At 68.3% G+C, this 6,319-nt stretch carries 6 protein-coding genes; all 6 read left to right on the forward strand.

Going from position 1 to position 6,319, the window contains the following annotated elements; all coding sequences use genetic code 11:
* Window positions 1-4: 4 nt before the first annotated feature.
* On the forward strand, window positions 5-1,006 hold the full coding sequence (locus tag ACX9I7_RS18185; protein ID WP_459387891.1) for an NADP-dependent oxidoreductase: 1,002 nt from the start codon (window positions 5-7) through the stop codon (window positions 1,004-1,006).
* A 21-nt stretch (window positions 1,007-1,027) separates the two neighbouring features.
* Entirely contained in the window at window positions 1,028-1,714 is a 687-nt protein-coding gene (locus ACX9I7_RS18190; protein ID WP_459387892.1) for a hypothetical protein, read from the forward strand.
* 342 nt (window positions 1,715-2,056) lie between these two features.
* On the forward strand, window positions 2,057-3,700 hold the full coding sequence (locus tag ACX9I7_RS18195) for a peptide ABC transporter substrate-binding protein (protein ID WP_387566709.1): 1,644 nt from the start codon (window positions 2,057-2,059) through the stop codon (window positions 3,698-3,700).
* 180 nt (window positions 3,701-3,880) lie between these two features.
* Window positions 3,881-4,807, forward strand: a complete 927-nt coding sequence (locus tag ACX9I7_RS18200; protein ID WP_126918191.1) for an ABC transporter permease — start codon at window positions 3,881-3,883, stop codon at window positions 4,805-4,807.
* The gene (locus ACX9I7_RS18205) at window positions 4,800-5,768 is read left to right on the forward strand and encodes an ABC transporter permease (protein ID WP_459387893.1); all 969 of its coding nucleotides are present in this window, start codon (window positions 4,800-4,802) and stop codon (window positions 5,766-5,768) included. The genes ACX9I7_RS18200 and ACX9I7_RS18205 overlap by 8 nt, the downstream gene beginning before the upstream one ends.
* An 11-nt stretch (window positions 5,769-5,779) precedes the next feature.
* Window positions 5,780-6,319 (forward strand): ATP-binding cassette domain-containing protein (locus ACX9I7_RS18210; RefSeq protein WP_459387894.1); only part of this gene is annotated, 540 nt, incomplete at its 3' end.

Below are 6,319 nucleotides of genomic sequence, written 5' to 3' on the forward strand. Positions count from 1 at the left end.
CCGCATGCCCACCACGTTCCACGCCGTACACCAGGTCGCCCAGCCCAAGGGGATGCCGACGGCCGACGACTTCGCCTTCGTCACGGCCACCCTGCCCGACCCCGTGGCGGGCCAGGCCCTGGTCGAGAACCTCTACCTGTCCGTCGACCCCTATATGCGCGAGTGCATGAACGGGGTCTGGGAGCTGAACGCCCCCCTGGAGGGCCGCTCCGTCGGACGCGTCCTCGCCTCCGATGACCCCCGCCTCGCCGTCGGGGACCTCGTCTTCCACCGGCAGGGCTGGCGCACCCACGCGCTGGTCACGGCCGACGAGGCTCGGGTGATCCGGCAGGCCGAGGGCGTCCCCCTCAGCGCCTATCTCAGCGTCCTGGGCGGCACCGGGCTCAGCGCCTATGTGGCGCTCACCCGGATCGCCCGGCTCCAGGAGGGCGAGTCCCTGTTCGTCTCCGCCGCCGCGGGCGGCGTCGGCACCGCCGCCGGGCAGCTCGCCCGCATCCTGGGCGCCGGACGCGTCATCGGCAGCGCCGGGTCGCCGGCCAAGGTGCGCCACCTCGTCGAGGACCTCGGCTTCGACGCCGCCTTCGACTACCACGACGGGCCCGTCACCGCGCTCCTGCGCGAGGCGGCGCCCGACGGGGTGGACGCCTGCCTGGAGAACGTCGGCGGCGACCACCTGGAGGCGGCCATCGACGTCGTCCGCCCCCACGGGCGCATCGTGTGGTGCGGCGCCGTCTCCACGTACAACGACCCGGAGAACCCCCCGGCCGCGCCCCGCAACCTCTACGAGGTGGTCGGCAAGAGCCTCCGCCTGGAGGGCTTCCTGGTCCGCGAGTACCCCCACCTCCAGGAGGAGATGGAGGAGGCGCTGATACCCCACATCCGCTCCGGGCGGCTGGTGCCGGACGAGACCGTGGCCGACGGCTTCGACCACGTCGTCGACGCGTTCCTCGGCATGCTGCGCGGGGAGAACACCGGAAAGATGATCGTCCGGGTCGCCGGGGCCTAGGACCCGGAGGAGGAGGCCGAGATGTTACGGAACCCCGTCGTCGCCGTCGTCGACGCGCAGGGCACCGCGGGCCACCTCGGCCCGCTCCTCCGGGAGCGCGGCTACGCGGTGCTGCACGTCCGCGAGGAGCTTTCCGGAGGCGGGGAGCTCCTCGCGGACGTCGCCGCGCACCGCCCGGTCGCCGTCCTGGCCGGCGCCCCGGGCGGGGCGGGGCTCGCGGACCTCCTCGCCGAGGGCCTCGGCCTGCCCGGCAACGGCACCGGGCCGGGCGCGGCCCGCGCGGTGGGTCCCCTGCCGGTGGAAACCTCCGCGGAGGACACGTTTCACGTCAATACGGTGAGCCTGGACGGCCTCCATCACATCTGCGACGTCTGGCGGGCGCCGGGCCCTCCGGGCGCCGACGTCTGGGACCCGGCGGGCGACGTGGAACTGCTCCCCCGGCGGGGGGCCGAGGCGGACCGGCTCGTGTCCGCCGCCCTCGCCGCGCTCGACGCCCTCCGATTACGCATGGGCCCGGCGCACTCCGTCTTCCGCCGCACCCCGGACGGGCCGCGCCTGCTGGCCGTCCGGCCGGGGATCGCCGGACGGCTCCCGCTGCTGGCCCGGCAGGCCCTCGGGGCGGGGCAACTGGAGTGGACCGTGGACGCGTACGTCGGGCCGGAATGGTTCCGGATGCGCGCGGGGCGCGACTACGGCACGTACCGCTGACGGACGGCCGGCACCGGGAGATTGTCCGGAAGTCGGTCCCTCAGGTCCGGATGTTGTGTTAACAGTCCGTTTCAGACGTGTCTGTCTGTGGTTGCTTTGTCCGGATTTACCGATGTCGGCGAAGATCGATGTGACCAAAGCGAGACCCTGTAAGTGTGGTTTAAAGGGCGGTCGTACTCAATAGTTGGGTTCACTGAGCTCGGGTCAATGGGTCACGCGCTGTGGGGAGCGCCGACTCACGAGCACACTCGAGGTGCCGGTTCCGACTTCGCTGTCAGGGGTGTCAGCGAGGGACCGGCGCCTCACTTGTAGCGAAAAGTGGACTCTTGAGGAGGCAAACCCATGCGCGGTGCCAGGAGCGCCAAGTGGGTCACGTGCGCGATAGTCGTGGCGCTGGCCGCGACGGCCTGTGGCGGTGACAAGAGCGACAGCGGTGGCGGTCTGACGGACGGAAAGGTCGATCCCAACGGGACGATCACCGTTCACACGGGCGAACCGCAGAACGCCCTGCAGCCGGCGAACGCCAAGGAGCAGCAGGGCCACCGGGTGCTGAACACCCTGTTCTCGACGCTGGTGACGTACGAATCGGGCACCGCCAAGATCGTGAACGTCAACGCCGAGTCGGTGACGTCCTCGGACGCCCAGCACTGGACGGTCAAGCTCAAGCCGGGCTGGAAGTTCCACAACGGCGAGACCGTGACCGCGCAGTCCTACGTGGACTCCTGGAACTGGTCGGCCAACACCAAGAACAACCAGATCAACTCGAACTGGTTCAGCGACATCGAGGGCTTCGACGACCTCCACCCGGCGGAGAAGGGCGCGGAGCCCAAGTCGGACAAGATGTCGGGCCTGAAGGTCGTCAACGACAACGAGTTCACGATCACGCTCAAGAACAAGGTCCCGTACTTCAACTACAAGCTGGGGTACATCGTCTGGGCGCCGCTGCCCCAGGCCTTCTTCAAGGACCCCAAGGGCTTCGGTGAGAAGCCGGTCGGCAACGGCCCCTACAAGTTCGAGTCCTGGGCGCACAACGACAAGATCGTTGTGAAGAAGTGGGACGGCTACACGGGCCCGAACAAGGCCAAGAACGGCGGCATCACCTTCAAGAACTACACCACCGCCGACGCCGCCTACAACGACCTCCGCTCGGACAACCTCGACTGGATCGAGCAGATCCCCGACACCTCGCTCACCACGTACAAGCAGGACCTCGGGGACCGCGCCGCCACGGTGGAGTACTCCGCCATCCAGGACGTCGCCGTCGCGTACTACTCGGACCAGTGGAAGAACATCGACAACAAGGTCGTCCAGGGCCTGTCGATGGCGGTCGACCGCGAGACCATCACCAAGAACACCCTCCACGGCACCCGCGTCCCGGCCAACAGCTTCGTCGCCAAGGGCGTGCTGGGCTACCAGGCCAACTCCTGCGGCGAGGCCTGCACCTTCAACCCGGAGAAGGCCAAGCAGCTCATCAAGGAGGGCGGCGGCGTCCCGGGCAACAAGATCTTCATCCAGTACAACGCCGACCTGAACCACAAGCCGTGGGTCGACGCGGTCTGCAACAGCATCCGCACCAACACCGGTGTGGACTGCGTCGGCGACTCCAAGCCGAACTTCAAGGCCGACCTCGACACCCGCGAGAAGAAGCAGGTCAAGTCGCTGTACCGGTCGGGCTGGAACCTCGACTACCCCGTCAACGCCAACTTCCTGCGTGACCTCTACGGCTCCAAGGCCGATGGCAACCAGGGTGGTTACGAGAACAAGGAGTTCGACGAGCTCGCCGCCAAGGCGGACAACGTCAGCTCCCTGGACGAGTCGGTGAAGCTCTACCAGGACGCCGAGAAGGCCCTCACCAAGAAGCTTCCCGTCATCCCGCTGTGGTACTACGCCGTCAACTCCGGCCAGTCCACCAAGGTGTACGACAAGATCAAGTACGGCCAGGACGGTGAGCCCCTCTTCTGGGCCATCCAGGTCAAGCAGAAGTAACACCAAGGGCCGTCACACCAGGGGTCGTCACCCCTAGGTACTCGTACATCCGCAAGGCCGGTGCCGCCGACCCGTCGGCGGCACCGGCGCTCCCGCACATCCCGGCACCGCTGTCCCCCCACACCCCAGGGAAGTCAGGCTGCCCGGCGCGTCGCGGGCTGCGACCGACTTGGAGGCATGATGGGGCGTTACGTCGCGCGGCGACTGCTCCAGATGATCCCGGTTTTCATCGGGACCACGCTACTGATTTTCCTGATGGTGCACTGGCTCCCCGGCGACCCGATCAAGGCGCTGTGGGGCGACAAGGTGCCCGACCCGGCGCAGGTCGAGGCGCTGCGCCACAAGTACGGCTTCGACCTGCCGCTGTGGCACCAGTACTGGAACTACATGGTCGATCTCGTCCAGGGCAAGTTCGGCGAGACCTTCGGCGGCCGGCAGGTCTCCGACGTGATGGGCGAGGCGTTCCCCGTCACCATCCGGCTGGCGCTCGTCGCGTTCGTCATCGAGGTCGTCCTCGGCATCACCCTCGGCGTCTTCGCGGGCCTCAAGGCCGGCCGGGCGCTGGACACCGCCGTCCTGATCTTCACCCTGCTGGTGATCTCGGTCCCGGTCTTCGTCCTCGGCTACATCTTCCAGACCGTCTTCGGTGTCGAACTGGGCTGGGTGACGCCCAACGTCAGGGATTCCGAGGACATCACCCAGCTGATCCTGCCGGGCGCCGTGCTCGGTTCGCTGTCGCTGGCGTACGTGGCGCGGCTGACCCGCACCACCATCAGCGAGAACCTGCGCTCCGACTACATGCGCACCGCGCTCGCCAAGGGCCTGCCCCGGCGCCGGATCGTCGGTGTCCACCTGCTGCGCAACTCGCTGATCCCCGTCGTCACCTTCCTCGGCACCGACATCGGCGCCCTGATGGGCGGCGCGATCGTGACCGAGGGCATCTTCAACGTCCAGGGCGTCGGCCAGCAGCTCTACCGGGCCGTCAACCAGGGCGAGGGCACGACCACCGTCGGCATCGTCACCGTCCTGGTCCTCGTCTTCCTGTTCACCAGCCTGATCGTCGACCTGCTCTACGCGGTCCTGGACCCGAGGATCCGGTATGCCTGACGTGACCAAGACCCCCGGCACGGCGGCGGAGAGCGCGGCGGAGACCGCGGCGGCCGCCGGCGAGGCCGCGGTGGTGGCCGCCCCCGCGTCGTCCGGCAAGCCCCGCAGCCTGTGGAGCGACGCCTGGCGCGACCTGCGCCGCAACCCCTTCTTCGTGATCTCCGCGCTGCTGATCGTGCTGCTGCTGGTGATGGCCGCCTGGCCGTCGCTGTTCACCGGCACCAACCCGCGCAACGGCGATCTGACCCACCACTTCCTCACCAAGCCGGAGTACGGCGACGTCTTCTCGGCCGACTGGTTCGGCTACGACAAGCAGGGCCGCAGCATCTACGCGCGTGTCATCTACGGCGCCCGCGCCTCGATCAGCGTCGGCGTGCTCGTCACCATCGCCGTGACACTCCTCGGCGGCCTGGTCGGCATGATCGCCGGTTACTACGGCGGCTGGGTCGACTCGGTGCTCTCCCGCGTCACCGACATATTCTTCGGCATCCCCTTCTTCCTCGGCTCGATGGTCATCCTGGTGAGCTTCTCCGACCGGAAGGTGTGGGTCGTGGCCGCCGCCATGGCCTTCCTGGGCTGGACCCAGATCGCCCGCGTGATGCGCGGCTCGGTGATCACCACCAAGCAGTCCGACTATGTGACGGCCGCCCGCGCGCTGGGCGCGGGCACCGGGCGCATCATGTTCCGGCACATCCTGCCGAACGCCGTCGCGCCCGTCATCGTCGTCGCCACCATCGCCCTCGGCGGCTACATCGCGGCCGAGGCCACGCTGTCCTACCTCGGTCTCGGCCTCTCCGAGCCGACGATCTCCTGGGGCATCGACATCTCGGACGCCAAGGACTCCATCCGGGACAACCCGCATGTGATGTTCTTTCCCGCCGGCATGCTCTGCATCACCGTGCTCGCGTTCATCATGCTCGGCGACGCGGTGCGCGACGCCCTCGACCCCAAGCTGCGCTGAGGGAGGCGTACGTGACCGTGACAGAGAAGACCGCGAACGCCCCCGAGCCGGGGACCGACGGCGACAAGAAGACCCCGCTGCTCGAGGTGCGCGACCTCCACGTGGAGTTCCACACCCGCGAGGGCGTCGCCAAGGCCGTCAACGGCGTCAACTACACCGTCGACGCCGGTGAGACCCTGGCCGTGCTCGGTGAGTCCGGGTCCGGCAAGTCCGTGACCGCGCAGGCCATCATGGGCATCCTCGACATGCCCCCGGGGAAGATCCCGCAGGGCCAGATCCTCTTCCGCGGCCAGGACATGCTCACCATGTCCGCCGACGAGCGGCGGAAGATCCGCGGCCGGAAGATCGCCATGATCTTCCAGGACGCCCTCTCCTCGCTGAACCCCGTCCTCAGCGTCGGCTACCAGCTCGGCGAGATGTACCGGGTGCACCAGGGCCTCTCCAAGAAGGAGGCCAAGGTCAAGGCCATCGAGCTGATGGACCGGGTCCGCATCCCGGCCGCCAAGCAGCGCGTCGACGACTACCCCCACCAGTTCTCGGGCGGTATGCGT

This window comes from Streptomyces sp. L500 (assembly GCF_054551825.1).

Bases quoted from the DNA above. Each gene is read 5' to 3' on its own strand.
- ACX9I7_RS18185 (WP_459387891.1), top strand. From the start codon at position 5: ATGCCCACCACGTTCCACGCCGTACACCAGGTCGCCCAGCCCAAGGGG.
- ACX9I7_RS18190 (WP_459387892.1), top strand. From the start codon at position 1,028: ATGTTACGGAACCCCGTCGTCGCCGTCGTCGACGCGCAGGGCACCGCG.
- ACX9I7_RS18195 (WP_387566709.1), top strand. From the start codon at position 2,057: ATGCGCGGTGCCAGGAGCGCCAAGTGGGTCACGTGCGCGATAGTCGTG.
- ACX9I7_RS18200 (WP_126918191.1), top strand. From the start codon at position 3,881: ATGGGGCGTTACGTCGCGCGGCGACTGCTCCAGATGATCCCGGTTTTC.
- ACX9I7_RS18205 (WP_459387893.1), top strand. From the start codon at position 4,800: ATGCCTGACGTGACCAAGACCCCCGGCACGGCGGCGGAGAGCGCGGCG.